Genomic DNA, 26,915 nt, shown 5'->3' on the forward strand with positions numbered 1-26,915 from the left:
ATTATTTGCTTATCACTCTAATTGTTTCTTTAACTTTTTGTGCTATCTCTCTTGCTTTATCAATATCAGCATTTACAATCGTTACATGTCCCATTTTTCTGAATGGACGTGTTTCTTTTTTACCATAAATATGAGGAGTAACTCCATCAACCCTTAAAATATCATTTAAATTCTCGTAAATTACATCTCCAGAAAAACCTTCTTCTCCAACAAGGTTTACCATAATTCCTGCTACTTTACTTTCTGTGTTTCCTAAAGGAAGATTTAAAATTGAACGTAAATGTTGTTCAAATTGATTGGTGTAACTTGCTTCTATAGAATAATGACCAGAATTATGTGGTCTAGGAGCAACTTCGTTTACCAAAATTTTATCATCTACAGTTTGAAACATTTCTACAGCCAATAAACCAACAAAATCTAGTTTACTAACTACATTTAAGGCAACTTCTCTAGCTTTTTCTGCAACCTTAAAATCGATTCTTGCTGGGCAAATTACATATTCAACTTGATTTGCTTCTGGATGAAATTCCATTTCTACAACAGGATAAGTTGATATTTCACCATCAGAATTTCTAGATACAATTACAGCCAATTCATTTTTAAACGGAATTAACTTTTCTGTAATACATTCTACATTTGGTAAACTTTGTAAATCATCAATATTTCTTACAATTTTTACTCCATTACCATCATAACCAAAACGTGCAGCTTTCCATACAAAAGGAAAATCGATAATATTATTCTCAAAAGAATGCTTTAATTCTTCTAAATATGCATAATGAGAAAATTCTGCAGTTGGTATTTGATGATCTACATAAAAATTTTTCTGTCTTGCTTTACTTTGAATAATTCTTAAATCTCTAGGTTTTGGATAAATGGTTAAACCTTCGTCTTCCAATTTATCTAAAGCATCTAGATTTACGTTTTCAATTTCTATGGTTAGTAAATCTACAGTTTTACCAAAGTTGTAAACTGCATCAAAATCTAATAAATCTCCAACAACAAACGTGTTACAAATTTCTGCACAGGGTGCAGATGCACTGCCATCTAAAATTGAAGTATGAATGTCGAATTTTTGAGTTTCTGTTAACAACATTCTACCTAGTTGACCACCACCTAAAACGCCTAATTTAAAGTTTGAAGAAAAATAATTTTTCACGATAATTGTAATTGTATTTTAGCAAAAATAAGCATCTAAAAGCTAAGAAACTATTAAAAATTACTGATTCGAATTGTAGAGCCATTTCTGGTTACATTGTACTCAATAGCAGGGCATTGAAAATCTTCAGTTTGTGGTGCTCCTCCAAAATCTACACTGTAAGTACTGTCATCGCAAGTGCATTTTAAAAGGCGGTTTTCAAATATCATTGGTGCTGTACAATTATTTGCAGGGCATAATCTATCAAAAGCAACAAAATCACTTCCGTTTTTATTAAATAAAAGAATTCCTTTACTTAAACCACCTACACTTGGTAACTCTGCATAACCTCCAGGAGTTTGTGCGTTTATAAGTCCAGGATTGTTTAAGTCTGTGGCTGTACTTAAGCTAAAAGATCTAATGCAACCTTCTAAATTAGTTGTATCTGAGCAGTTTATAAAAAAGATAAAACAAGTAAAAATTACTAATTTTTTGAACATTATGTATTTCTGTTTTATTAAAAACGCTGGCAATTTACAAATATTTTGTACATTTGTAGAACAATCTCATTCCTGTTTAGGCAATGAGATTTTTAAATTTAACCCATAAAGGGTTTTTAAGAAATAATTGTATTATCTCTTTTTTGATAAATTGTATGTTTTGCAAAGAAAAGGATAAGTTTTAAAAACAAAGAAAATGAGCGAAATTTCATATTATTCTCCAGAAGGATTAAAAAAGTTAAAAGATGAATTGCATCAGTTAGAACAAGTAGAAAGACCTAGAGTTACTCAAGAAATTGCAGATGCTAGAGATAAAGGTGATTTAAGTGAAAATGCAGAATATCATGCAGCAAAAGAAGAACAATCTCATTTAGAAACTAAAATTGCCAAATTAAAAAATATAGTGGCAAATGCGCGTATTTTAGATGAAAGTCAGTTAGATACTTCTAAAATATTGATTCATTCTAATGTTAAGATTAAAAATACAAGTAATGGAATGGAGTTTTCTTACAGATTAGTTGCAGATTCTGAAACTGATGTTAGAAATGGAAAACTGTCTGTAAATTCCCCAATTGGTAAAGGTTTATTAGGGAAAAAAGTAGGTGAACTTGCTGAAATTAAAGTGCCTAATGGAATTATGAAATTTGAAATTGTAGAGATTTCAAGATAATTTTATTTGAAGCTATTTCCTGCTTTCCACTATATCTTTTTTATGAAAAATAAAAAAGGATGTCGTTTCAATCAGGGCTAAACTTGTTTGCAAACTTTTTGAAATAACTTTTTAGGAAATAATTACTAAAAAACTATTCTAAATTCGGATTTTGATAATGTCAGAACTCGAATTCTTTTTTTATTTTTACTAAAAACTATTTATTTTTTAATATGAGCATATTTACCAAAATAATCGAAGGAGAAATACCAAGTTATAAAGTAGCAGAAGATGATAATTTTTTTGCTTTTTTAGATATTAATCCAAATGCAAAGGGACATACTTTAGTAGTACCTAAAAAAGAAGAAAACAAGATTTTTGATTTATCAAAAGAAGAATATACAAGTTTAATGAATTTCTCTTATAGAGTTGCAAAAGCATTAGAAAAATCAGTGCCTTGTTTACGAATTGGTATGAGTGTAATTGGTTTAGAAGTGCCTCATGTTCATGTACACTTAATACCAACAAATGCAATGGCTGATATGCAATTTACCAAAAAAGAAAAACTAACAAACGAAGAGTTTGTTGCTTTAGCAGAAAGTATTTCTAGCAATTTTTCTTGATTATAATTTATTCAATAAAATCTGAAAAGTAGTTCCTTTATCGATTTCAGATTTTTTTACAAATATTTTTCCATTGTGGTAATCTTCTACAATTCGTTTTGAGAGCGATAAACCTAAACCCCAACCACGTTTTTTAGTTGTAAAACCGGGTTTAAATATTTGTTTGAATAACTTTTTAGGCATTCCTTTACCAGTATCAGAAACCGTAATTTTTACTTTCTTTTGTTTACTTTCAATTTTTAGATTGAGTTCACCTTTACCCAACATCGCATCAATTGCATTTTTAATCAGGTTTTCGATTACCCAACCAAACAGTTCTGTATTTAATTCCGTAAAAATTTCATCTTCTGTGGATGAAAACGAAAATGAGATTTGCTTAGAACTTCTAGATTCTAAATAATCAAAAGCCTGTTTTGTAATGTCTACAATGTTTTCTTTTTTTAATTCGGGTACAGAACCAATTTTAGAAAAACGATTGGCAATTGTATTTAAACGATGTACATCTTTTTCAATTTCTTCTATATAAGTTTCATCAACTTTTTCCATTTTTAAAATAGAAATCCAACCTAAAAGAGAAGACAAAGGTGTGCCAATTTGATGCGCAGTTTCTTTAGCCATCCCAGTCCATAGTTTATTGGTTTCTGCAGCTTTGTTAGAACTATAAAACAAGTAAATAACCGCTAAAAATAAGACTAAAATTAAAATTAATGCTAAAGGATAATAGGTTAATTTGTTTAATAAATCTGAATCTCGGTAATAAATAAAGTCAGTTTTTCCAAGATAATCAACCTGAATTGGCTGATTTTGATCCTTCATAATTTCGAGCTGTTCTTTTAAATATTTAGGATCGTTTTCTTTTTTAGGATCTAAGTTATTAGAACCTTTTATTTCACCATTTGCATCAACCAAAATAAAAGGAATATCTTTTGTTCTGCTGATAACACTTAATGGAAGTTCAGAAATATTTTTTTCTAAATCTTCTAAACTTTCTGTATTTAGTTCTTTAATGGCTTCTCCATGAATTTCCATTTTTGCTCTTTCAGATTGTTTAAATTTTTGAAAGAAAGTGTAAGTGTTCCAGAGAATTAGCGTAACAATTACTAAAGAAACTAGCATTGTTATACGTTTTAATAAAAGTGTATTTGAGAAAAATTTCATTAAAAACAAATATAAAGGTTTCTTGTATATAACTCATTTAAGTATTTGATAGTATCTTTACTAATGAATTTTATTTGTTAGTTCGAGTGAATTTATAAAGTGATAACGTAATAAATTAGTGTCGAGAACTTCTTGATAAAATTTTCTCTTGAAACCGAAAATCACTCAAAGTGACATCTATTTAAATTTTTGAATATGCTTTCAATCAATCCAAAAGAAATTCCAACAGGAAAATTTCACGGCTATTTATTAGGCGCAATTGCACCAAGACCTATTGCATTTGCAAGTACCATAGATACTGATGGTAATCCTAATTTATCGCCTTTTTCTTTCTTTAATGTTTTTGGGTCAAACCCGCCAATATTAATATTTTCTCCTGCAAGAAGAGTAAGAGATAATACTACAAAGCATACTTTAAATAATGTTTTAGCAACGAAAGAAGTAGTGATTAATGTTGTGAATTATGATATTGTGCAACAAATGTCTTTGAGTTCTACAGAATATCCAGAAGGAGTAAATGAGTTTGAAAAAGCAGGTTTTACAATGTTAAAATCAGACGAAATTAAATCTTTTAGAGTAGCAGAATCACCTGTGCAATTTGAGTGCAAAGTAAATGATGTTATTTTTACAGGTGATGAAGGTGGAGCAGGAAATTTAATAGTTTGCGAAGTTGTTAAAATGCACATAAACGAAAATGTTTTAGATGATAATGGAGCAATAGATCAACATAAAATTGATTTAGTGGCTAGAGCAGGAGGTAGTTATTATACAAGATCCAGAGATGGTTTTTTCGAAATTCCGAAACCAATATCAACTTTAGGAATTGGTATTGACAATATTCCATCAGAAATTAGAAATAGTACAGTTTTAACAGGTAATAATTTGGGGATGTTAGGTAATGTTGAACAATTGCCAACTACTGACACTGTTAATAACTTTGGTAAAGAACACCCAAATTTTATTGGGTTAGAAACTACAAAAAAACATACATTTGCGCAGGATTTTTTAAGTAAAAATGATGTAGAAAGTGCTTGGAAAGTACTTTTATTAAAATAAATATTATGGAAGTTATTGGTAAAGTAAAAATTATTGGAGAAGTACAAACTTTTGGTGCTAACGGATTTAGAAAAAGAGATGTAGTTGTAACTACTGATGATCAATACCCACAAATGATTAGCGTAGAATTTCATCAAGACAAAACAGATTTGTTAAACAACTATAAAGTTGGTCAAGATGTAAAAATTTCAATTAATTTAAGAGGTAGAGAGTGGATTAATCCACAAGGAGAAGCAAAATACTTTAACTCAATTGTTGGTTGGAGAATAGAAAATTTAGGTCAGTCTGCAGCACCTAGTAATTTGCCTCCTGTAGATCAGTTTGAGCCAGCATCTAAAGTTTCTGATGATGAGCCAGATGATTTACCATTCTAGATTGTTAGATTTTTAGTCAGTTAGATTTTTAGAATCAAGAGACAAGATAAAAAAAGAGAGAATTCATTTAATGAATTCTCTCTTTTTTTTTAATTAATATATTTTATTCTTGGTTCTAAAAATCTAACTGACTAAGAGTCTAAAAAAAAATCTACGATTTTTTAGGCATTGGTCCACGCAAATGAATAATTAATCCGTTTAAGAAATTACGTAGAAACTGATCTCCACATTCAATATATTTAGGATGATCTTCTTTTCTGAAAATTGCACCTAATTCGCCTTTTGTAACTTTAAAATCGACCAAAGCACAAATATCTATAATATCTGTATCACGTAATTTGTGTGCTACTCTTAATTTTTTGAAAATATCGTTATTTGTTAATCCCATACTGCAAAGATAATTGTTTTAATGTACTACTTTAAAAATTGCCCAAGCATAAATTGCAAATCTTGCAAAACGAAATAATCCGAAGAAAAAAACATTTTTAAAAGGATATTTAATCATACCAGCAGTCATACAAGCAATAGAAAAAGGCAAAGGTAATAATGCACCAACTAAAACTAAAATCCCTCCCCATTTACGAGTATTGGCTAGGTTTTTTGCCATTTTAATTTCTAGATATTCTTTTATAGACTTTATTTTTAAGGCCATTCTTCCTATAAAATAAGAAATTAAACCACCTGAATAAGATAATGTTGCTAGAATAGCTAGATTTAAAATAGGTTCGTCAGTTTTTTTTGTCCAAGCAATAAAAATTTCTGGCGGAATTAATCCTAAAATAGTTTCTGAAAGAAAAAATACAGATAAAATAGAAAGCCTAGAAAAAGTTTCTGTAAAATGATGCAAACCATCATTTATATTATAAACGTATTTATTAAATAAGAAAATACCGATAATAATACCTAGAATAGGTAAAATAGCACTTTTTAGGTTTTTACCTACAAAAGAATAAAAACCAGTAATTTTATAATACTTGTGTACTAGTTGGAATTTTTTACCTTGAGATTTTTTAGGTTTTTTTCTTTTAAGCATTTTGTTGTTTTATTAATAAAACGATTTGCAAAAATACTGACAAAATTTTAATAATTTTGAGTAAAATTTTAAATAATTTATTTTTTGATTTTAACGGTTTAAGTAAAAATAGAAACTTTGATTTGGCTCACTGATAAAATAGAATTTCCTGATTACAAATACGCTACATATGATGGTGTTTTGGCTTTGGGAGGCGATTTGTCTGAAAATCGTTTAATTTACGCTTACAAAAACGGAATTTTCCCTTGGTTTTCTGAAGATGATCCTATTGTTTGGTATTGCCCTCCAGAAAGAATGGTTTTATTTCCTGAGGATATAAAAGTGTCAAAATCGATGCGAAAAATTATTAATAAAAATGAATTCTTAATTACAGAAAATCAAGCATTTGAAGAGGTTATTTACAACTGTAAAAACATCAACAGAAAAGATGGTTTTGGCACTTGGATTACAGATGATATGGAGCAAGCTTACATTAACTTGCACAAAAGAGGAGTTGCAAAATCTATTGAGATTTGGAAAGATAAAGAATTAGTTGGTGGCTTATATGGCTTAGAAATTAACGATATTTTTTGTGGAGAGAGCATGTTTAGTAAAGTGTCTAATGCTTCTAAATTGGCATTTATTCACTTGGCAAAAAACAAAAATTATAATTTGATAGATTGCCAAATTTATAACGAACATTTAGCAAGTTTAGGTGCAAAAGAAATAGAAAGAGGTTTGTTTTTAGAAATTTTAAAAGCCTAGATTTTTTTGATAAAAAACAGCCATTTTCTTAAAGAAATGGCTGTAAAATTAGTTTAAAATAGTAGTTAAATCTTTCGTAAATAAATATCTCCGCTAATTGTATTTAGCTTTAAAAAAGCGGTTCCTTTGTTTATGGTAGTTACAATTTTAGAACCAAAACCTGTCTTTTTATTTTTGTCAAAATTAATTTCTAAATTAGAATATACACCTCCTGTTAAGGTTTTTGCTTCTAATTTTGCATCTGCTACATAAATATCAATATCGCCACTTATGGTTTTTAATTGCATTTCTTTAGAGTGTTTTTTTACGGTAATATTTCCGCTAATTAAATCTAAGTTTAAAACCCCTACAAAGTTTTCAGCTTCTACATCACCAGAAATACTTTTTACTTTTAAATTCATGTTTTTCGGTACATAAATTACGTAATTCACAATATTTTTATGTCTATAAGTTGAGATTTCTTTGTCATCATTTTTAGTATAACTTCTATATTTTTTAAAATAATCTCCATATTCTGATCTTATTTTATAAGTATTACCTGTGTTTTCTGCATTTAAAGAAAAATAATCATTGTGTTCATTATTATCTAAATTTACAGTTGCTTCAACAGAAATTTCGTTTTTATTCCAGTTTTTTACAATGATGTTATTAGCAAATTTTAAATGAACATAAACATCATTTATATTATTACTAGATGCGTTTTCTGTAACTTTTTTTTGAGCTGATAGGTTGTTAATAGTCAATAACAATCCTATGAAGAAGTATAAACTTTTCATTATTAATGTTTTTAAATTAGATGATTTTAGTGTGTTTTAGAAGTAAAGTCTAAAGCGAATTTTTTAAGAAAATTTAGACGATATTCTTATTTTTTGCGCAAATAAATATTACCCATAGAAGATTTTATGTAGATTTTTACGCCACCATTATTTAGTTTAGAAACAATACTTTTTCTGCCACTAACATTTGGTAATCCTTTTTTCTTTGGCATATCAAAATCGAAATTTGTATAAACAGTTCCTTGTGTTTTTAACTCTAAATTTGCTTGTGTATTTGCAGGTATTGCAACATCAATTTCAGAAACAGAAGTAGAAATTGTAATTGGAGATTTTTGGCTAACTTTTACAAAATCGATATCTACTTTACCAACATTAGCATCTACAGTAATTGGTCCTGTAACGTTTTTCATTTCAATTTTACCCACGTTTGCAGAAGCTTCAACTTCGCCTGTAAAACCTTCTATATAAATAGAACCTAGGTTTTCTGCATCCACAGAAATATTGATGTTTTTTGGTAATTTTACAAACAACCCATGTCTTTGAAAGTGCGATTTTAAATCTGTAACATACAGTATATCTCCTTCTTTTGAAATTGAAAATCCATAACCATTTGTATCATCTTTTCCTCCAGGATAAACTGCTGTTAAGCCTTTTCTTTTATCTTCTTTTGTACTCGATTTTTCTTCAGAAAAATGATCATTATTATGTTTGTCATTATTATTACTATCTGATAGAATGAGTTCTTGTGTAGTACCAACTTCTACTCTAATTGCTGTATCTGATGATAATACTACTTTTTTTATGCCAGTTAATGCATATTTAAAATCCTTTTTTTGTGCTGATATTATTGTGCTAACAAATAATAATAAGATGAATATTTTTTTCATGATTTTCTTTGTGCTGAATTTAGTGCAGCATCTTTCTATAATAATGTTGATAAATTTAATTCTAATTGTTGTTTTACATATTGAGGAGTTTCCTCGTTTTCGAGCATTTTTTCCATGGGTTTAATTGCTCTTTTTTCTTGGATTTTAGATAAAATTGTAATTACTTCTATTTGTACTATAGTACTTTTATCTGTTTCCAAACTTTTTATTAACGCATCTCTAACCAACTCTTCAGACGAAAACTTAGACAACGCTTCTGCTGCAGCTAAACGTACGTTTGTGTTTTTATCAAAAAATAATCTGTTAATTAATGCTTCAATAATTTTTGTGTTTTTACTTGTAAATTCTTCTGCATTGTTTACGGCTAAAATTCGCTTGCTTGCAGAATTATCTTCTAATAAAGTTAAAACTTGTGCTGTATTTTTTTCTATTGATGATGTTTTGTTTGGTTGATATTTGCCTAATAAAAAAGCACTGATTACAATTAAAATACTGGCAGCTACTCTTAAGTAAGATTTCCAATCTGTTTTTGGTTTTAACTTAACTACTTTAGGATTGTGTGCTTCTATTTCTTGTGCTAACATTTGCTCGAAATTCGACTTTAAATTGGCAGACGGAATTTCCATTGTTTCATTATCTAAGACAGCTAAAAAAGATTTTAGTTCTGCTAATTCTTGTTGACAATTTGCACAACTTTTTAAATGATGTTCTATCTCAGATTTTTCTATTGCAGATAAATTATCTTCTAAATAATCGTTCAATTTATTTTCTATATCTCTACACTCCATTAGTTATTGTTTTGAAAATAGATTTCTTTTAATTTCTTTAAAGCTCTGTGCACTTTTACTTTTACAGCATTTTCTGTGCTGCCAATAATTTGTGCAATTTGCTCGTATTTTATTTCTTGAAAACGATGCATAACTATTAATTCTCTATCAGAATTAGAAAGTTTAAGTAACGCTTTTTGTAAATGCTCTAACTCTTCTTGGTTACTTTCAGAAACCAAAGTTTCGTTAGCATCTAACTTATCATCATCAATTAAATTAGAACGTTCTTTTTTTGTTTTTTGATAATGACTAGAAAATATATTGCGTGCAATAGTATATAACCAAGCTGCAAAATTTCCGTTTTTGTAAGATGTTCTGTACTTAATTACTTTTATAAACACATCTTGTGTTAAATCTTCGCTAACCATTTTATTACAAACCATCTTATTGAAATAATTATACATACGAACATGATATCTATCAAAAAGAATCGATAATAATTCTATTTTGCCAGTTGCAATTGCTAACATAATTTCTTCGTCAGTTAATTGTTTCAAGGTTGGTTTTTGGTTGGTTTCTATAGTTAAAACCATCAATTTACAAAAAGGTTACATTTTTAATAATTTTTTTCTAAAAAGAACAAATGGTATGGATGCAGATTTGGCTATAATCCATAAAAAAAACCCAAGCTATTGCTTGGGTTTTGTATCGTTTTCTAAAAGAAAAAAATTTATTTTTGCTTTGCTAATAAATCTCTAATTTCAGCTAATAAATCTTCTTGACTTGGTCCTGCAGGAGCTGGTTCTGGAGCTGGCTCTTCTTTCTTTTTAGTTGCGTTTATACCTTTTATCATCATAAACATAACAAAAGCTACAATTATAAAATCAATAATATTGGTAATAAACTCACCATATAAAATGGCTACTTCTCCAGTAACTTTACCAGTTGCATCTGCAACACCTTCTTTAGCAATGTATTTTAATTCTTTAAAATCAGCTTTAAATATTAAGCCAATTAACGGAGAAACAATCCCTCCTGTAAATGAAGTAACTACTTGTTTAAAAGCAGCACCCATAACAAAACCTACTGCAATATCTACAAGGTTTCCCTTCATTGCAAAAGCTTTAAATTCTTTAAGCATTCCCATTTGTGTATAATTTTAGTTTACGCAAAAGTAGAGAAATAAAAACTTTAGTGATTTTTTTATTCGATAAGAGGTGTAAGTTGGGCTTTTAAGCTCCAAATTGTTAAGTTTTATAGAATATTATTTAAAATAAAAATTCTAGTTAAGATAATTATTATTTTAAAACCTTTTTAACGCGCTGAGAAATTGCAGTTAAAGTTTCATAAACAATCGTTTCAGAAATAGTTGCTATATGATTTAGCATTTTCTGATGATTAAAAATGATAACTTCATCACCTTCTTTACAATCAATTTTTGTAACATCAACCATAATCATATCCATACAAACATTACCAATAATTTTTGCTTTCTGATTATTTATTAGTACAAAACCTTTTTTATTTCCTAATTTTCTAGATAATCCATCTGCATGCCCAATAGGGATTGTTGCAGATTTTGTTGGACTTTTAGCTACAAAATCTCTGTTATATCCAACAGTTTCACCTGGCTGAATTAAATGAATCTGAGAAATAATAGATTTTAAGTTATGTGTGTTTTTTAATTGAGCAGTTTCTTTATCATCATTACCAAAACCATACAAACCAATACCAACTCTAACCATATCAAATTGTGCTTTAGCATAATTTATAACTCCAGAGGTATTTAAGATGTGTAATAAAGGTTCGTAACCTAGGTGTTTATAGAATTGTTGAGCTATGTATGCAAAGTTATTCAATTGATTTATAGAGAATTCCTTTTCTTCTAAATCTTCACTAGCAGCTAAATGAGAGAATATAGATTGTACTTTTACGTGATTAAAACCTTTTAAATCTGTTAAGATTTTAGGGATATCTGTATGCCAAAAACCTAACCTGTTTAAGCCTGTATTAAATTTTAAATGAATTGGATAATTCATTAAAGGCATTTCGTCTGCTAATTTTAAAAAGGCATTAAAGATTTTAAAATTGTATAAATTAGGTTCTAATCTATAATCTACAATCGTTTTTAAATTTGGTATCTGTGGATGTAAAACTAAAATGGGTGTTTCAATTTCTGCTTCACGCAAAGCAACACCTTCTTGTGTGTATGCAACAGCAAAATAATCTACTTTATCTTCTAAAAACTTAGCAACTTGCACACCATCAGAACCATAACCAAAAGCTTTAACAACCGCTAAAATTTTGGTTTCAGGTTTTATTTTTTGTTTAAAATAGTTCAAGTTATGCACTAAGGCATTACTATCAATTTCTAAAACTGTAACGTGATTGTTCATAATCTTAATATGCTAAATTAGAATCAGCATCTTTTAATCAATTTTTGAGTCATCAGCATTTATTTCAGAATCTTCATTTTCAGAAACACGATTAAGTTGTTGGTTGTCAGTTTTAATTGTTGTGTTTTGTGAAGTTTCTTCCTGCTTTTTCTTAACAGCTTTATAATATGCAGCTCTACTTAAAGGTTCGTATTCTTGGGTTTCTCCAAGCATTACTAATTTATCATTTTGCGCTTTTCTAAAGCTATAATGTGCTAAATTTCCTGTATGTGTACAAACAGCATGTACTTTAGTTACATATTCTGCAGTAGCCATTAGGGCTGGCATTGGTCCAAAAGGGTTTCCTTTAAAATCCATATCTAAACCAGCAACAATTACACGAATTCCTCTATTTGCCAAATCGTTACAAACAGCAACTATTTCATCATCAAAAAATTGAGCTTCATCAATACCAACAACATCAACATTGTTTGCTAAAAGTCTTATGTTTGATGAAACTGGCACAGGTGTAGAACGAATTCTAGAATCGTTATGAGAAACTACTTCCTCATCATCATATCTTGTGTCTACAGCAGGTTTAAAAATTTCTACTTTTTGCTTAGCAAATTGCGCACGTTTTAAACGTCTAATTAACTCTTCTGTCTTGCCAGAAAACATAGAACCACAAATTACTTCTATCCAGCCAAATTGTTCAGTATGATTTACTGTATTTTCAAGAAACATTTTGTAATTTTAAGCGTTATAATTTTATTTATTTTTAAGCAATTACAAATCTATAAATATTTAATAGCAAAAAATAATTTATGCTGAAATGATTTCAGCAACTCAAAGATAAGATATGCACAAAAAATTGGAGGCTGATTTAATCAGTTTAGCGCACAACATTTTAAAAATGAAAAACAGAGAAGATGTTTTTGCATTAAAAGAAAAATCTAAAGAAGTTTACGAAAAGCTTGCTTTACTGGCTTTTGTAGAAGAATATGTGAAAGAAACTCCGAATTTAGAAACAACTAAAGAAGATTTGTTAGATAAAGTTGAACTAGCTTTAGAAACAAAAGAAAATACGATTACAGCAGTTCATAACACTAATAAAGAAATTATTCTTGAAGAAAAAATTGTCTATAATTTAGTTGATGAACCTAAGGTAACTGAAAAAGTAGAAATTTTTGAAGAGTTAGTAGAAGATAAAATTAAAGTAGTTCTAGAAGAAAAAGTTGAACTTAATGATGTTGTTGAGCACCCCATACAAACCAATAAAGTTGAAGAAATTATTGAACAACCTTTTGATGAGTTAGAAGAAATACTTTTTCCTAAAGATGAAGTTGAAGAAAAGTTAGAAGAAAATGAGGTTGTAAAGATTGAAGAAGAAATTATAAATGATGTTATAAAAGTAGAAGAACGAAAAACAATGTCTTTAGAAGAGGAATTACAAGATGTTATTTCTGTAGATGTTATGGCAGATTTGTTCGAAAATGCACAGCCAATATCTCTAAACGATAAATTGGCAAAGAACATTCAGATTGGTTTAAATGATAGAATTGCATTTGTAAAAAACTTGTTTAATAATCAGCAAGAAGATTATAATAGAGTAGTTTCGCAATTAAATACTTTTCGATCAGAAAGTGAAGCGAAACATTTTATAAATACAATGGTAAAACCAGATTATAATTGGGATAATCAAGAGGAATTAGAAGTTCGTTTTATGGAGATAATAGAACGTAAATTTGCTTAAAAATTCGAGATTTTGAGTTTATACTCAAAATAATTGCAAACACTTTAGACTTTATCAACTGAAACCTATTTTAATTCATACTCATTTTCACAAGCGTAAAACAGGCGTTACTAGAAGCATAGAAAATGTGCTTCCTTTTTTTTCTGATGAATTTGAAACTTATGTTTATGGTTCAAATATTTCAGGAAATCATCTTACTGCTAAAAAACTAAAATCAATTTTATTTTCTGATGTTAAAACAGTAGTGCATTGCCATAGAAACAATGAAATTATGCGAATGCTTTTTTATCGTTTTTTAGGTGCAAAATTTACTTTAGTTGCAACAAGACACGCAGAAACAAAACCATCTGGTTTAACTTTATACTTATTAAAAAAAGCAGATAAAGTGATTACGCTTATAAAAAGTATGAGCGAAAATTTAGGTATTAAAAACGCCATAGTTGGTCATGGAGTTAGAGTTAATGATTTTAAACCAGAAGCTAATAAAAAATTAGAGAATATTTCTCAAGAAAACATCATTTTAAACGCTGGTAGAGTAAGAAAAGCAAAAGGACAATTAGTGTTATTAGGAGCTGCTAAGGTTTTAAAAAGCCATAAAAATTGGGCATTAGTAATTGTTGGTAAAATTGACAAGCCAGAATTTTCACAGGCATTAAAAGAAATTATAGAAAAACATAAAATAGAAAATCAAGTTTATTTTATAAATGAAACTAGAGAGATAATTTCATATTATCAAGCTGCAAAAATAGTTGTTGCTCCTAGTTTTTCTGAAGGTTTTTCTTTAGTAACAGCAGAAGCTATGAGTTGCGAATGTTCTGTAATTGCTACAAAAAATGTAGGTGTACATTCAGAATTAATCACCAATGAAAAGAGTGGATATTTATTTGAAGCAGGAAATAGTACTGAACTAGAAACCCTTTTATCAAAATCTATAACAGGCGAAATTCCACATTTAGGAAAACAAGCAAGACAAGAAATTCTACAAAACTGGAGTGCAAAAAAAGAAGCAGAAGGTTTAATGGAAGTTTATAAATCTTAGACTTAGAAAAATCTATTTTAAAAATTTTATTGTAACAAAATACTTTGGTATTCGTCTGAAAAGAAAACCAAGTATTATGAAACAAATTACAACCATTCTATGTGCATTTTTTATGATAAGTGCTGTAGCACAAGAAACTACCTTTAAAAACTTTTATAAAAAGCATAAAGAACAATCTGCTTTTTCTATTAATTTATCAGCCTCTTTTGCAGGTTCTTTTTTAGATGAAGGTGATAATGACGATTTACAAAAACTACTAAAAAAATCGGGCGATTTTAAATTAATGATTTTTAATAACGAAGACGCTTCAGTATCTAAAGACTTTAAAAAGTATATCAAAAAAAATAAATTAAAAACTATGGCACGTGTAAAAGGTGATGATGGAAAAGCCGCTTTTTATATTTTAGAAAAAAATGATATTGTAAAAGAAATCGTTTTACAAGCCAATAGCGATAATGATAAAGTTATTTTATTCGGATTAAAAACCAATTTAACTATGGATGAATTAGCAGAAATAATGTCTAATTCAGATATTAAATTTTCATCAAAATAAAGAGTTAGCTTGTCATTTCAACCTTTTGTAAAAAAATCGCCTAATACATAATCAATTTTTTGGTTTCTCTACAAGGTAGAAATGACATTTGCTTTTAAAGAATATCTTTTAAACTTTCAATTACTTTTTTACTATTTCCAATAAATATTTTATCATCAACAATAAAAACTGGGCGTTTTAAAAACGTATATTCATCTAGCAAAAATTGTTTATAATCAGCTTCAGTCAAATCCTGATTTTTCAAATCCATAGCTTTGTACAACTTTGCACGCTTGTTAAATAAAGCCTCATAACTACCAGAAATCACGTACATTTCCTCCAATTGTTCAACAGAAATATTATTCGCTTTAATTTCTTGTCGTTCAAAACCATCTGTATTTACTTCTTTTAAAATTCTTCTACAGGTATCACAAGTTTGCAAAAAATAGACTTTCTTCATTTTTATTAAATTATATTTACAACATCAAAATTATACATAAAAAATGAATATACAGTTTGATGTTTTAAGAAAATCTAGAGAACTCGTTTTAAAAGAATTAGAAGGTTTAACTTTAGAACAAATTCACAAAATTCCAGAAGGTTTTAAAAACAATATTGCTTGGAATGTGGCTCATTTAGTAGTTACTCAACAATTGTTGCATTATAAATTGTCTGGTTTAAACCCTTTGTGTCCAGACGATTTAATAGAAGCGCATAGAAAAGGAACTGTACCAACAAAAACTTTTACAGAAGAAGAATTTGAAGAAGTAAAAGATTTGTTAATAGGTTTGCCAGATACGTTGCAAGAAGATTTTGAAGCAGGTATTTTCGAGAATTACACAGAATATCCAACAAGTACAGGTTATGTTTTAAAAAACATAGAAAATTCAATTTCGTTTAATAATTTTCATGAAGGAATTCACTATGGAATTATAAGATCGATTAAAAAGTTTTTATAGAAGCTATTTCCAGCTTTCAGCACTCGCTTTTTTTGGCTAAAAAAGCCAAAAAAGAGCTCAAACAAATGCTTTAATCTGGGCTAAACTAGTTTGCCAGCTTTTAAATAATGTAAGAAATGAAGTTCAATACAAAAACAATTCATGGAGGTCAGAAGCACGAAGAAGCAACAGGAGCAGTAATGCCACCAGTTTTTTTAACATCTACCTACGCACAATCTAGCCCAGGAGTAAATAAAGGGTATGAATATTCAAGAGGAAAAAACCCAACAAGAGCAGCATTAGAAAGCAGTTTTGCAGCCATAGAAAATGGTACTCATGGTTTTGCGTTTTCGTCTGGTTTAGCTGCAATAGATTGTGTTTTAAGAACATTAAGTCCAGGAGATGAGGTAATTGCTGGAGACGATTTATATGGTGGTACTTACAGAATGTTTACAAGATTATTTAAAAAATACGGATTAGAATTCTCTTTCGTAGATATGAATAAAGTAAACAATGTTACAGAAGCCATAACAGAAAAAACAAAATTAGTTTGGATAGAAACACCAACAAATCCGTTAATGAAAATTGCAGATATTGCAATAATAGCATCAGCAATAAAAGGTCTAAATTCAGATATTTTAGTAACTGTAGATAATACTTTTGCAACGCCATATTTACAACAACCCTTAACTTTAGGTGCAGATATTGTTATGCATTCTGCAACAAAATATTTAGGTGGGCACTCAGATATTGTTATGGGAGCATTAATGGTAAAAGACCTAAAATTAGCAGAAGAATTGCATTTTATACAATTTGCAGCTGGTGCAATTGCAGGTCCTATGGATTCTTTTTTAGCTTTAAGAGGAGTAAAAACGTTACATATTAGAATGCAAAGACATTGCGAAAATGGTAGAGCTGTAGCTAAATTTTTAGAAAACCACCCAAAAGTAGGAGAGGTATATTATCCAGGTTTAGAAAATCATCCAAATCATGAAATTGCTAAAAAACAAATGAAAGATTTTGGAGGTATGGTTTCTTTTAGGCTTAAAGACGAAAGTAAAGCAGCTGCATTTAAGTTTTTAGAAAATACTAAAGTATTTACTTTGGCAGAATCTTTAGGAGGTGTAGAGAGTTTGGTAAATCATCCAACAACAATGACACACGCTTCTATTCCAGAACCAGAACGTTTAAAAATTGGTATTACAGATTCTTTAATTCGTTTAAGTGTGGGTATTGAAGATGAAGAAGATTTATTGGCAGATTTAGACCAAGCTTTAAATTTATAAGAACAAAAAAAAGACCTAAACTAAAATTTAGGTCTTTTTTTTATGTAATTTTTTTTCATCAAAAAATACGCAGAAGCTCCTAAAAATGGAATTAAAAAGATGATGAAAAACCATATTTTTTTGTTGTTATCGCTGCTGAATCTTGTTCTAGAAATGTCTGATATAGCTTTAAACCATAGTGTTAAGCTCAAAACTATAAGCGCAATAATTAAAAGTGTTTTCATTTTTTTTTAATCAATTGTAAAATTTTCAACCAAGAAAAAGTTGGCCCTTAAGTCTGCATTATTTATTTCTTTGTGATATATAATTTCTTCTGCTAATTGTTTATTAAGATAATTTCCAGTATCCCATTTGTTATTTTTGTTTGTATCTACAATTGCTCTAATAGTATATTTACTAGGTTCTAATAAATCGAAAACTACTTTGGTAGAAGTAGTAATAAATTTACGCTCTACAAGTTGTTCTTGTTTAGAGCCTGAAAGAATTTCTATAATTATGTTTTTGTTATTTACGTTATTTACGTTTAAAGTTATTCTACCATAATCTTCAATTTCTTTAGTAGAAAAATTATAATTTAACGTATCGTTTTTTATTCCAAAAACATCATTAAAAGCCTCTGGTAGTGCTTTAAAATTGTATTTGTCTTCAGGTTTTTTATCAAAAAGAAAAGCAATTTTATTCTCTTTTTTAGAAGCTAATACTTTGTAATTTACAGCAATTGTATCTTTATCAAAAAGACTGATTTTGGTAGTATCTATCTTAACAATTGGGTTGTTACTACTTATAAAAAATGTGTCTCTAAAATGTAGTGTATTTCTAACAGTAGTTGTTATTTCTAGAGAATCTAATTTTTTCTTTCTTAGCTTAACTGTTAAGGTGTCTAAAAACTCATTATTAGAAATTGTGAAATTTAAAGAGTCTACATCAATAGGGGTAAACCAGTAATTTAGTGTGTCTTTATCAAGTCTAAATTTAGAAACACTTTTAAAAGTATCTGGTACTTTAGAGAGTAGGTTAACTTTCATGTCTTTTGCATCACCCACAAAACCAAACTCTATTTTACCTTTGGTAACTTCTTTACCTCTTTTAAACTCGTAAGGTAAATCTTCTTGAAATAAAATAATAGGTTTGGTTATAATACTGTCTTTTGGTAATTGAAGTGTGTCTGTATAAAAACCAATTTTATCTGTAACCGGATTAAATATATAATCGTTAATTTCTTCTTTTAAAGCCACCATTAAATACTTGCCTTTTCTTAAATTGGTGAATTTAAAATTGGTTGTATCTAATGTGTTTGTAATATAATTTGGTTTCTTTTTGTAAACAATAGAATCGTTAAAAGCAGTGTCTATTCTATATAACAAAACATTTACACTTTTAGGTGTTTCTTTTAATTTTGAATCTTTAATAGAGCCAGAAGTAGTTAAAGAATCTATATAGCTGCCAGTAGAAAATACATATTTAAAATTTTCTAGCTTATTACCTTCATTATTATCTTCTACTGCATTACCAAAATTAAAAATGTAGGTAGTGTTTTGTTTTAATGTGTCTAAAATTTCGATTTTTATTTCTTTGCTTGCAGTTCCTTGAGGAGTAATTAAAGGCGGATTTTTCATTGGTGGAGATACTACCAACTGATCATTTAAATTTTTTAAGACTACAAATTCATCAAACTCAATCTTAATTTCTTTTTTATTAAAGTTGATACTTTCGTAAGGCGGATTTGCAGTTACAAATAAAGGTGCATCTTCATCTTTAGGGCCACCTTCTGGTCTTCCAGTTCTAGCACAACTTGTTGCAATAATAAGAATTAATGTAAAAAAAAGGAATTTGTAAAAAGTCTTCACTCAAATAAATTTTACACAAATTAACGATTATTTTTTGAATATAAAATCATAAAAATTATTCTGTATATGCCATTGTTAAAACGCTTATTTTACAATTTTCTGATTTCTGAAACTCTTTAGCACAAGCTTTTAATGTAGCACCTGTTGTAATTACATCATCGATTAATAATATATGCTTATTGTTAAATTGAGATGGGTTACTTAAAGAAAACTTAGTGTCTAAATTCCTAAATCGCTCAAAACGAGATTTAAAGGTTTGTGTTTTGGTTGATGAAATTCTGATTAATTCATTTTCTACTAACGGAATATTTAGATAAAAACTCAATCTTTTTCCGAATTTAGTTACTTGATTATAACCTCTTTCTCTTAATTTCTTCGGATGCAAAGGCACAGGTATTATGCAATCTACATCTTTAAATTTACTATTTTGTTTGAGAATTTCACCCAACCAATTGCCAAAGAAAACACCAATTTCTTCATTGTCCTTGTATTTTAATTCATGTATTAATTTTAATGTGCTACCTTCTTTTCTGTAAAATAACAAGGCATAACCTTTATCTATAGCAATAGCCCCATAAAAAGTCTGTGTAACTTTATTGTTTTTATAGTCATTAAAATTTGTGAGTGGTAAATCGTGTCTGCAAAGTGTACAAACTACATTTTCATTTTCTAACAAATGCTCATCACAAACAACACATAATTTGGGGTAAAAAATATGGAATAAATCTTTTAGAATTCTCATAGCGTAAAACAATTCTTCTTAAAGATACATAAATTGTTTTTTATAGGTTTTTATGCACTGCTTTTTATTGATAAATTTCAGTAAATGTGTATTTTTGCGCTCATTATGGCAAAACAAGAAGATCAGTTTAAAAAAGTTTTATCGCACGCAAAAGAGTATGGTTATGTATTTCAGTCTTCTGAAATTTATGATGGATTAAGTGCGGTTTACGATTATGCTCAAAATGGAGTAGAGCTAAAGAAAAATATTAGAGATTATTGGTGGAAAGCAATGGTGCAAATGCACGAAAACATTGTGGGTATAGATGCAGCAATTTTAATGCATCCAACAACTTGGAAAGCTTCTGGGCACGTAGATGCTTTTAATGATCCTTTAATCGATAATAAAGATTCTAAAAAACGCTACAGAGCAGATGTTTTAGTAGAAGAATTTAGAGAAAAAATAAATATAAAAATACAAAAAGATATTGCTAAAGCTCAAAAACGTTTTGGTGATGCTTTTAATGAGGATGAGTTTAGAGCTACAAACCAAAATGTAATTCGTCGTCAAAAACAAATTGATGAAATTTCTGCAGAATTAACTCGCGTTCAAGAAGAAAGTGACTTAGAAGGTTTTAGAAATTTAATTTTAGATTTAGGTATTGTTTGTCCTGTTTCTGGTTCTAAAAACTGGACAGAAGTTAAACAATTTAACTTAATGTTTGGAACTAAAATTGGTGCTTCAGCAGAAAATTCTACACAAGTATATTTACGTCCAGAAACTGCACAAGGGATTTTTGTAAACTTCTTAAATGTGCAAAAAACTGGACGAATGAAAATTCCTTTCGGAATTGCGCAAACTGGTAAAGCTTTTAGAAATGAGATTGTTGCAAGACAATTTATTTTTAGAATGCGTGAGTTTGAACAAATGGAAATGCAATTTTTTGTAAAACCAGGTACGCAAAAAGAATGGTATGAACAATGGAAAGACACACGTTTAAAATGGCATTTAAGTTTAGGAATGGGAGCAGAAAATTATCGTTTTCATGACCATGATAAATTGGCTCATTATGCAGATGCAGCAGCAGATATTGAGTTTAATTTTCCTTTTGGCTTTAAAGAATTAGAAGGGATACACTCTAGAACTGATTTCGATTTAAAAGCACACGAAGAATTTTCTGGTAAGAAATTACAATATTTTGATCATACAGAAAACAAAAGTTATGTGCCTTATGTTGTAGAAACTTCTATTGGTTTAGATAGAATGTTTTTAGCAGTTTTTTCTAATTCTTTGCAGGAAGAAGCATTAGAAAACGGAACTACAAGAACTGTATTAAAATTACCAGCAGTTTTAGCGCCATTTAAAGCAGCAGTTTTACCATTGATTAAAAAGGATGGTTTGCCAGAAGTTGCCAAACAAATTATGGAAGACTTAAAATGGGATTTTAATGTTTTTTATGATGAAAAAGATGCAGTAGGTAAGCGTTATAGAAGACAAGATGCTGCAGGAACACCTTTTTGTATTACTGTAGATCACGATTCTTTAGAAGACAATTCTGTTACCATAAGACATAGAGATACTATGGAGCAAAAGCGTGTTAAAATTTCTGATTTAAAAGAGATAATAAAAGCTGAGGTTGATGTAAAGACTTGGTTAAAGAAAATGGATGTATAGCATCTATTTTCATTCTAAAATAGAATCCTCATCAATTTTGATGAGGATTTTTTTATAAAGCGTCTCTAAAAATAGAATAGAGTAAATTAAAAATAGTAAAGGTTATAATTATAGAAATTATAAGAATAAAATAGTTCTTGATTTTTTCTTTTCTCCTTTGTTTGGAAATTTTAGCTTTTATTTCTAGAGCTTCTTTATGAGATAATTCAACTTCTTTTTTTACACTAATTTTCTTTCTTTCAGTTATATCTAGCTTTCTAGTTCTATCAAAAAATTTCTTTCGCTCTTTTTTTCTTGAATTTTTTTTTAAGTCTTTAACCTGTTGTGAAGCAAAACCTTCCCCCATAATAATATTTTCATTATAAGAAGATAAAACCCGAAGAATGTTACAGTGAATAATAAAAATGTTATAATTCCTTTGGGATTATAGCATTTTTTAGTTTTGTCTAAAGTCTAACTAAAACCTCCAACCAACATTAAATCCAATTCTTGGAACTATTACAGGTGATTCTGAACCAAATAAATTACGACCCAAACCACCATACAAATCAATTACTAGGCCTCCATTAGAGATGTATTTTGTACCTACTGCAACACCTAAAGCACCATCTGTATATTCTATATCATAAATATCAGAATCTTCAACAGACTCTTTTTTTCCAGAATTAATTCCGAAGAAACCTTCACCAAAAAAGTTCCAATTATACTCAGTTGTAAAATAATGACGGTAATAAGGAGTTATCATCATATTCTCATTGTATCTAAAATCTGCTTCTTGTTTTTCTAAATTAAACTGTACAGAAATACCAAAAGAAGATTCTTCATTTATATAGTTTTCATAAGAAAAATCTAGAGTTTTTATGATTAGAGCATCAGCAATATCTAATTTAAATTCTCTTTGAGAAAAAGTAATTGAGCTAATGAAAAGTGTAAATAGTAAAATTGATTTTTTCATAAATTGTCTTTTAGCCTTTAACGATTTAATTATTAAATTTATTTTATAGATGAATGCTTTTAAAAACGGTATCCAACAGAAATTCCAACTCTACCAATAGCATCATCATAACTATTTTCAGAAAAATTACGCCCCACACCTAAAACTAATTCTGTAGTAAAGCCTTTTTTAGAAACAAATTTTCCTCCAATAGAAATACCTAAACCAAAGCCAGTTTCAAAGTTATCAGAATTACTATAATAGTCGTAGTGATCATAATCATAATAATCATAATAATAGTCTCTTGCAGAGTACAACATACCAAAACCTTCTACAAAAAAACCTCTTGCAAAATTGCCCGAAAAATAACGTCTGTAAAAAGGTGTAAGCGAATAATTTAAATCACTTTCATCTCTATCTGTATTTATTGTAGCTGCAATACCATAAGAAGACTCTTCATCAATTAAACGTTCATAAGAAACATCAATCCATTTTGCAGCGATTAAAGTTAAGGCATTAATTTTAATTTCTGTTTTTTTATTGATGTCTTGAGGATAATTTTCTTCTTTTTCTTGTGCAATTGCAATTGTAGTTACAAATACTAAAATAATTAAAGTAATTTTTTTCATAGTTAAGTTTTATGATTTAAGTAAACAAATTTATCAAAAACCTTACCAAGATTATTAAAAATTAGCTCTTAATTGCACACTACCTGTATGTATGGTTTTAGAGTTCTCACTTTTTCTACCTAAATAATTTAAATTTAGGTTTAAAAAAGCGTTTAGTTTTCGGTTAAATAGTAAGCTCCAAGTATAGTTTTTACCAGCTTGCAAACCTTCTAACATTTGGTAGGCAACAGGTGTGTTTGCGTCTCCTGTAAAATCATTTAAAAAGACATTTATGTTCGCAGATATTTGATTTTTCTTTTTGCTGATGTAAAAATACTCTACTCCAAATTTTTGTTGATGTAAAGTTTCGAAATCTTCTAATTTGTTTTGTTTGTTTTTAAAGTGATAAAATGCAGAAAATCGATTGTTTTCATTGTATAAAAAACTAATTTTTGGCTGAACTTCATTTGCATTAATTTCGTAGTTTCTGTCTGTAAAATTTTCTGTTTCTAAACTATTTTTTGATGTTTTTGTCATTAAGTCTATCAACCAGAAATCTGCAAATTTATGTGCATAATCTAACTGATGTAAATTAATGTTATTTTCTTGATTACCAATAAAATATTGCTGTTTTAATTTTGAATTCCCATAAGTGAAAGTCATACTATGTTTTTGTAAATCTTTGTTGTAGTACAAACTATTTCTGATATTTAAATTCAAACCAATTAATGAATTCTCATTAAAATCAAAAGGATTTAATTGAAACGAATTTGCAGTTCTTTCTTGTTCATTTTCTACGGATAAATAACTCTGATTATAAAAGTGAGAAATTAGTTTTTTAAAACCTGTTTTTGTTGCCCAATTTCTTGGATTTAAGGTAATAGTTTGATTCCATTTTGCACGTTGAGTAGCAATAAAACTTAAATTGGGTTTTGGCAAACGTAAATAATTTGCTTGGTCTTGAAATTGTGCAATTTCGAATTCATTAAAATCTTTAATTCCGTCGTTATTATAATCAATCCAAGCATAAAAACCTAAACCAGGTTCTGTCTGAACATAAATATAATCTTGTTGAGCTACATTACCAGAAGAAGTTTCATAAACTGTACTTAAATTGATAAAATTCTTGAATAATTTTTGACTAAAAACGACTCTTGAGTTTAGTGCTTTTTCATCATCAGAAAAATTATTTTCTGTAATTCTATAATTGGCATACACACTTAAATTGGTGTTTTTATTTTTGATGAGTTTACTATTAATATAAATTGTTTTTCTGTTATTAATTTCTGCAAACTGATTCGATTTTATACTGTCGTTGTTTCTAAAATTATAACCAATTTTCGCAAATATTTTTGTAGAATCACCAACACCAAAATAACCTTCGTACTCTTTAAAACGATGACTTGTATTTATAAATTGATGGGTTGTTACGTCTTTTCTAGAATTGGTTTCGAAATTGATAAAAGTACCCAGCCAAGTTTTTTTAAGAGAATGTTCTGCTTTTGCTTGTGCTCTAAAAAATGAATTGTCTTCTATAGTAGATGTGTTAGATAAGAAGCTTCCATCAACAAAAAAACTAGTTTTATTGGCTTTAATTTTCGATTTTAGTTGATGTTTCGTTCCTTTAAAACCATTGTTGTAAGTTAAATTGTAAAACTGATAAGTGAGGTAATCTTCTTTTTTATTGATTAAATTTAAAGCCGATTGAAAATAATTCTTAGTAGCATTATTGCTTAAAATGTTCCAGTCTCTGTTAAATTCTACAGGTTCATAACCTTGCTCAGAATAAAAATTTTCTTGTGCATATTCGTGGCTAATTTTACTGGTTAATTTCCAGCTTTTATCAATTAAAGTTTGCTCCCAATTAATTTTTGCAGCCACTGCAATATTGTTTTCATCATCTATAGTAGAATACAAATTGGCATCTCTGTTACTAATGGCAATTTCGGTATCTAAACTAGTTTTTTTATCGGTGTTTAATTCAGATTTTACAATAAATAATTGCGATTTTGTTGGGGCAACAAGTCTTGTAATTGGGCTATAATCACCCAGATTTGTGCCTACAAAACTAAAAATACTTCCTGTTGCAATAGTATCATCTAAAACATAATCTCCATTATTAGTGCCAACATTTGTAAAAGTTACCGTGTATAATTCGTCATTTTCATTGGTAGAATATTCAAAATATTCTTGTATTCCGTCTGTTACTTTTTTGTAGAGAATTTTATTTTCATCAAACACATCAATAAAAGCACTTTCAGAAAACATAGCCTCTTCGTTATTACCAGCATTGGCTAAAATTTCTTTTTGTTCTGTAGATAAACTTTGTTGTAAAGGTTGATTTTTAGCATCATTTTCAGAATAAAAATAACCAGCAATACTAAATTGTTCTCCTTTATATTCGGCTTTATCATAGGTAATAAAACGTGTGTAATTCCTTTCTGCGTACTGAAAATCTATCCAAATACGCATATCATTTGTAATAGGATAGGTGGTGTTAAAGGTAATTTCACCCAAATTATAATTAATGGTGTAATCTTCGTTTTCGCCTCTTTTTATTAAAGAACCATTTACATAAACCTGTTCTGAACCTTCTATCATTAAAATTACAGACTCATTATTTGCACCGTAAATTTTATAAGGTCCTTGGTTGCCTTCTACACCTGTAAAATTAAAAGTGTTGAATTTACCTCTAACCACAGCACCAGATGCAGCCACTTTTAAATTGTCGTTTACATTGGCTTCTACTTCTAAACCAGAAACTTGTTTTGCAAACGGAAAGAAGAACGTTTCTGTGTTTTTAAGTGATAAATCTCCAGCTCTAACTCGCCAATTATCAGTAAACATTTCTATAAAAATACGATCAAAATCGGTTAAGTTTTGAGATACTCCATTGTTCTGAACAGGAATATTAGTATCAAATATATTAGCCCTTAAAGTTACATCTTTAGATAGTTTTCCTGATATTTCTAAATCGAGAGCAGAATTAGTTACCGCATTTTGATTGTTACCCGAAGTTAAACCTCTGGTTATAAATCCTCTGGTTTTTAAACCATCAAAAAGTTGAATGTCTGACTTTTTTTTGTTGGTAGTTAAGCTATATAATTTACCTTGGTTTGTATTGCTTTGTAAAATTAGTTTTTCATCAAAAGGAGTATAGATTTTGGTGATAAAATCGGGTAATCTAAAATATTCAACTGTAATTTTTTTGTATTTTTTTGAGTTGATAATTAAGATGGCTTTGCTAAAGTTGATGTTGTAATTTTTAAAAGGAATTTGGTGTTGTTTATCATCAAAAATTTTGAATTCTTGCGGATTTAAAGCCACAGAATCTAATTGAATGGTATCTTGTTTTACCTCAATAATTTTCTTTCTATAATCTGTAGATTTAGTTTGACTCTGAATTGATAATCCAAAGAAAAGGATAAAATAAAAGAATATTTTTTTAAACATAGAAACTATAAGAAGCTAACGTAAAAATATGTTTTTATGTTTTAAGAAAA

At 28.6% G+C, this 26,915-nt stretch carries 31 protein-coding genes; 11 read left to right on the plus strand and 20 right to left on the minus strand.

Annotation, left to right across the window (positions count from 1 at the left end; all coding sequences use genetic code 11):
- Window position 1 precedes the first annotated feature (1 nt).
- Both ACJJVK_RS07075 and ACJJVK_RS07080 read right to left on the minus strand, forming a co-directional pair.
- Window positions 2-1,159, minus strand: coding sequence for a 5-(carboxyamino)imidazole ribonucleotide synthase (locus ACJJVK_RS07075; RefSeq protein ID WP_405564578.1), 1,158 nt, complete (start codon window positions 1,157-1,159; stop codon window positions 2-4).
- 53 nt (window positions 1,160-1,212) lie between these two features.
- Entirely contained in the window at window positions 1,213-1,638 is a 426-nt protein-coding gene (locus tag ACJJVK_RS07080) for a phosphoribosylaminoimidazole carboxylase (protein WP_405564580.1), read from the minus strand.
- Window positions 1,639-1,834: 196 nt separating this feature from the next.
- Between ACJJVK_RS07080 and greA the strand changes: the two genes are divergently transcribed.
- Both greA and ACJJVK_RS07090 read left to right on the plus strand, forming a co-directional pair.
- Window positions 1,835-2,308: a transcription elongation factor GreA gene (greA, locus tag ACJJVK_RS07085; RefSeq protein WP_405564582.1), complete on the plus strand. Its 474-nt coding sequence runs from the start codon at window positions 1,835-1,837 to the stop codon at window positions 2,306-2,308.
- A gap of 212 nt (window positions 2,309-2,520) precedes the next feature.
- Window positions 2,521-2,910 (plus strand): HIT family protein, encoded by a 390-nt coding sequence (locus tag ACJJVK_RS07090; protein WP_405564585.1) that lies wholly within the window; start codon window positions 2,521-2,523, stop codon window positions 2,908-2,910.
- On the opposite strand, the gene ACJJVK_RS07095 is transcribed toward ACJJVK_RS07090, so the two are convergent.
- Window positions 2,911-4,068 carry a sensor histidine kinase gene (locus ACJJVK_RS07095; protein ID WP_405564587.1) on the minus strand — a complete coding sequence of 386 codons (1,158 nt, stop codon included), beginning with the start codon at window positions 4,066-4,068 and terminating at the stop codon, window positions 2,911-2,913.
- Window positions 4,069-4,263: 195 nt separating this feature from the next.
- On the opposite strand from ACJJVK_RS07095, the gene ACJJVK_RS07100 reads away from it, so the two are divergent.
- Together ACJJVK_RS07100 and ACJJVK_RS07105 are read left to right on the plus strand one after the other, a co-directional pair.
- Window positions 4,264-5,124 (plus strand): flavin reductase family protein, encoded by an 861-nt coding sequence (locus tag ACJJVK_RS07100; protein ID WP_405564589.1) that lies wholly within the window; start codon window positions 4,264-4,266, stop codon window positions 5,122-5,124.
- Window positions 5,125-5,129: 5 nt separating this feature from the next.
- Window positions 5,130-5,498, plus strand: a complete 369-nt coding sequence (locus tag ACJJVK_RS07105; protein ID WP_068356955.1) for a DUF3127 domain-containing protein — start codon at window positions 5,130-5,132, stop codon at window positions 5,496-5,498.
- Window positions 5,499-5,649: 151 nt separating this feature from the next.
- On the opposite strand, the gene ACJJVK_RS07110 is transcribed toward ACJJVK_RS07105, so the two are convergent.
- Together ACJJVK_RS07110 and ACJJVK_RS07115 are read right to left on the minus strand one after the other, a co-directional pair.
- A complete protein-coding gene (locus ACJJVK_RS07110) occupies window positions 5,650-5,886 on the minus strand; it encodes a DUF1456 family protein (protein WP_215993267.1) in 237 nt (78 codons plus the stop codon).
- Window positions 5,887-5,904: 18 nt separating this feature from the next.
- Complete coding sequence (locus ACJJVK_RS07115; RefSeq protein ID WP_215993268.1) at window positions 5,905-6,531, minus strand: YqaA family protein; 627 nt, start codon at window positions 6,529-6,531, stop codon at window positions 5,905-5,907.
- 117 nt (window positions 6,532-6,648) lie between these two features.
- Here ACJJVK_RS07115 and aat point away from each other — a divergent pair, with 117 nt between their 5' ends.
- The gene (gene aat / locus ACJJVK_RS07120; RefSeq protein ID WP_405564594.1) at window positions 6,649-7,275 is read left to right on the plus strand and encodes a leucyl/phenylalanyl-tRNA--protein transferase; all 627 of its coding nucleotides are present in this window, start codon (window positions 6,649-6,651) and stop codon (window positions 7,273-7,275) included.
- Between the two features lie 65 nt (window positions 7,276-7,340).
- Here aat and ACJJVK_RS07125 read toward each other — a convergent pair whose 3' ends face one another.
- From ACJJVK_RS07125 to ACJJVK_RS07155, 7 genes are all read right to left on the minus strand, one after another.
- Entirely contained in the window at window positions 7,341-8,051 is a 711-nt protein-coding gene (locus ACJJVK_RS07125; RefSeq protein WP_405564597.1) for a DUF4097 family beta strand repeat-containing protein, read from the minus strand.
- A gap of 86 nt (window positions 8,052-8,137) precedes the next feature.
- Window positions 8,138-8,938 carry a hypothetical protein gene (locus ACJJVK_RS07130; protein ID WP_405564600.1) on the minus strand — a complete coding sequence of 267 codons (801 nt, stop codon included), beginning with the start codon at window positions 8,936-8,938 and terminating at the stop codon, window positions 8,138-8,140.
- Between the two features lie 35 nt (window positions 8,939-8,973).
- Complete coding sequence (locus ACJJVK_RS07135; RefSeq protein WP_405564603.1) at window positions 8,974-9,726, minus strand: HEAT repeat domain-containing protein; 753 nt, start codon at window positions 9,724-9,726, stop codon at window positions 8,974-8,976.
- Complete coding sequence (locus tag ACJJVK_RS07140; protein ID WP_215993272.1) at window positions 9,726-10,262, minus strand: RNA polymerase sigma factor; 537 nt, start codon at window positions 10,260-10,262, stop codon at window positions 9,726-9,728. Before ACJJVK_RS07140 ends, ACJJVK_RS07135 begins: the two co-directional genes overlap by 1 nt.
- 173 nt (window positions 10,263-10,435) lie before the next feature.
- Window positions 10,436-10,846 (minus strand): large-conductance mechanosensitive channel protein MscL, encoded by a 411-nt coding sequence (gene mscL / locus ACJJVK_RS07145; RefSeq protein ID WP_215993347.1) that lies wholly within the window; start codon window positions 10,844-10,846, stop codon window positions 10,436-10,438.
- Window positions 10,847-11,003: 157 nt separating this feature from the next.
- A complete protein-coding gene (gene alr / locus ACJJVK_RS07150) occupies window positions 11,004-12,101 on the minus strand; it encodes an alanine racemase (protein ID WP_405564606.1) in 1,098 nt (365 codons plus the stop codon).
- A gap of 33 nt (window positions 12,102-12,134) precedes the next feature.
- A complete protein-coding gene (locus ACJJVK_RS07155; RefSeq protein ID WP_405564609.1) occupies window positions 12,135-12,824 on the minus strand; it encodes a thymidine kinase in 690 nt (229 codons plus the stop codon).
- Window positions 12,825-12,993: 169 nt separating this feature from the next.
- Here ACJJVK_RS07155 and ACJJVK_RS07160 point away from each other — a divergent pair, with 169 nt between their 5' ends.
- The 3 genes from ACJJVK_RS07160 to ACJJVK_RS07170 all read left to right on the plus strand — a co-directional run bounded on the left by ACJJVK_RS07160 (window position 12,994) and on the right by ACJJVK_RS07170 (window position 15,425).
- Window positions 12,994-13,833, plus strand: coding sequence for a hypothetical protein (locus tag ACJJVK_RS07160; RefSeq protein WP_405564610.1), 840 nt, complete (start codon window positions 12,994-12,996; stop codon window positions 13,831-13,833).
- A gap of 127 nt (window positions 13,834-13,960) precedes the next feature.
- Window positions 13,961-14,872, plus strand: a complete 912-nt coding sequence (locus tag ACJJVK_RS07165; RefSeq protein ID WP_405564612.1) for a glycosyltransferase family 4 protein — start codon at window positions 13,961-13,963, stop codon at window positions 14,870-14,872.
- Between the two features lie 76 nt (window positions 14,873-14,948).
- Complete coding sequence (locus ACJJVK_RS07170; RefSeq protein WP_215993276.1) at window positions 14,949-15,425, plus strand: DUF4252 domain-containing protein; 477 nt, start codon at window positions 14,949-14,951, stop codon at window positions 15,423-15,425.
- A gap of 94 nt (window positions 15,426-15,519) precedes the next feature.
- Here the strand turns inward: ACJJVK_RS07170 and ACJJVK_RS07175 are convergent, their stop codons facing one another.
- Complete coding sequence (locus ACJJVK_RS07175) at window positions 15,520-15,864, minus strand: arsenate reductase family protein (RefSeq protein WP_405564614.1); 345 nt, start codon at window positions 15,862-15,864, stop codon at window positions 15,520-15,522.
- A gap of 43 nt (window positions 15,865-15,907) precedes the next feature.
- Here ACJJVK_RS07175 and ACJJVK_RS07180 point away from each other — a divergent pair, with 43 nt between their 5' ends.
- Both ACJJVK_RS07180 and ACJJVK_RS07185 read left to right on the plus strand, forming a co-directional pair.
- Entirely contained in the window at window positions 15,908-16,363 is a 456-nt protein-coding gene (locus tag ACJJVK_RS07180; RefSeq protein ID WP_405564616.1) for a DinB family protein, read from the plus strand.
- 116 nt (window positions 16,364-16,479) lie between these two features.
- On the plus strand, window positions 16,480-17,628 hold the full coding sequence (locus ACJJVK_RS07185; protein WP_405564618.1) for a cystathionine gamma-synthase: 1,149 nt from the start codon (window positions 16,480-16,482) through the stop codon (window positions 17,626-17,628).
- 20 nt (window positions 17,629-17,648) lie between these two features.
- Here ACJJVK_RS07185 and ACJJVK_RS07190 read toward each other — a convergent pair whose 3' ends face one another.
- The 3 genes from ACJJVK_RS07190 to ACJJVK_RS07200 are packed head-to-tail and all read right to left on the minus strand — an operon-like array spanning window position 17,649 to window position 20,217.
- On the minus strand, window positions 17,649-17,852 hold the full coding sequence (locus ACJJVK_RS07190) for a PLDc N-terminal domain-containing protein (RefSeq protein WP_405564621.1): 204 nt from the start codon (window positions 17,850-17,852) through the stop codon (window positions 17,649-17,651).
- Window positions 17,853-17,858: 6 nt separating this feature from the next.
- Window positions 17,859-19,475: an Ig-like domain-containing protein gene (locus ACJJVK_RS07195; RefSeq protein ID WP_405564623.1), complete on the minus strand. Its 1,617-nt coding sequence runs from the start codon at window positions 19,473-19,475 to the stop codon at window positions 17,859-17,861.
- Between the two features lie 55 nt (window positions 19,476-19,530).
- The gene (locus ACJJVK_RS07200; protein WP_405564626.1) at window positions 19,531-20,217 is read right to left on the minus strand and encodes a ComF family protein; all 687 of its coding nucleotides are present in this window, start codon (window positions 20,215-20,217) and stop codon (window positions 19,531-19,533) included.
- A gap of 105 nt (window positions 20,218-20,322) precedes the next feature.
- On the opposite strand from ACJJVK_RS07200, the gene ACJJVK_RS07205 reads away from it, so the two are divergent.
- Window positions 20,323-21,870, plus strand: a complete 1,548-nt coding sequence (locus ACJJVK_RS07205) for a glycine--tRNA ligase (protein ID WP_405564628.1) — start codon at window positions 20,323-20,325, stop codon at window positions 21,868-21,870.
- A gap of 52 nt (window positions 21,871-21,922) precedes the next feature.
- Here the strand turns inward: ACJJVK_RS07205 and ACJJVK_RS07210 are convergent, their stop codons facing one another.
- The 4 genes from ACJJVK_RS07210 to ACJJVK_RS07225 all read right to left on the minus strand — a co-directional run bounded on the left by ACJJVK_RS07210 (window position 21,923) and on the right by ACJJVK_RS07225 (window position 26,865).
- Window positions 21,923-22,216: a hypothetical protein gene (locus ACJJVK_RS07210; RefSeq protein ID WP_405564630.1), complete on the minus strand. Its 294-nt coding sequence runs from the start codon at window positions 22,214-22,216 to the stop codon at window positions 21,923-21,925.
- Between the two features lie 111 nt (window positions 22,217-22,327).
- Complete coding sequence (locus ACJJVK_RS07215) at window positions 22,328-22,825, minus strand: DUF3575 domain-containing protein (RefSeq protein ID WP_405564633.1); 498 nt, start codon at window positions 22,823-22,825, stop codon at window positions 22,328-22,330.
- Window positions 22,826-22,884: 59 nt separating this feature from the next.
- On the minus strand, window positions 22,885-23,433 hold the full coding sequence (locus ACJJVK_RS07220) for a DUF3575 domain-containing protein (RefSeq protein WP_405564635.1): 549 nt from the start codon (window positions 23,431-23,433) through the stop codon (window positions 22,885-22,887).
- A 54-nt stretch (window positions 23,434-23,487) separates the two neighbouring features.
- The gene (locus tag ACJJVK_RS07225) at window positions 23,488-26,865 is read right to left on the minus strand and encodes a hypothetical protein (RefSeq protein ID WP_405564637.1); all 3,378 of its coding nucleotides are present in this window, start codon (window positions 26,863-26,865) and stop codon (window positions 23,488-23,490) included.
- Between the last annotated feature and the right edge of the window lie 50 nt (window positions 26,866-26,915).

The sequence above is a fragment of the Polaribacter sp. Asnod6-C07 genome, assembly GCF_045063625.1.
Taxonomy (GTDB): domain Bacteria; phylum Bacteroidota; class Bacteroidia; order Flavobacteriales; family Flavobacteriaceae; genus Polaribacter; species Polaribacter vadi_A.